Below are 452 nucleotides of genomic sequence, written 5' to 3' on the forward strand. Positions count from 1 at the left end.
GGGAAAGGCTACGAACTGATCATTCTTCCTGCGGAATATTCGCCTCCGCTGGAGAGCGCAGAAGCGACTGCCGCGTGGATGAATAAAATTGTTGAGCAGTGCATTATGATGGCGCCAGAGCAATATATGTGGCTGCATCGCCGCTTTAAAACTCGCCCTGAAGGCGTACCGTCGCGCTATTGACAGGATTGCAGCCGTCAGGCTGCAATTTTTCCCCTCTTTTAGCTTTAAAAGCTCCCCACATTGCGAGGCTGGTAAGGTCGGCGCATAATTATAATTAGTACGCTCATAATTAAATTGATGATAGCGCAAAACGCGCATCATACTGTGGAACACTATGTCACCCTCTGATGTCCCCATAAACTGGAAACGCAAACTAACCGTTACCTGGCTGGGCTGTTTTTTAACCGGCGCGGCATTAAGTCTGGTCATGCCTTTTCTCCCTCTCTACG

General features: G+C 49.1%; 1 protein-coding gene. It reads left to right on the top strand.

Annotated features, from left to right (window positions below; genetic code table 11):
* Positions 1 to 183: LpxL/LpxP family acyltransferase (locus tag KJQ99_RS09725; protein ID WP_001756087.1), on the top strand; the 183-nt coding region annotated here is incomplete at its 5' end.
* Positions 184 to 452 lie beyond the last annotated feature (269 nt).

This window comes from Campylobacter sp. 2018MI13 (assembly GCF_018501135.1).
Taxonomy (GTDB): domain Bacteria; phylum Campylobacterota; class Campylobacteria; order Campylobacterales; family Campylobacteraceae; genus Campylobacter_E.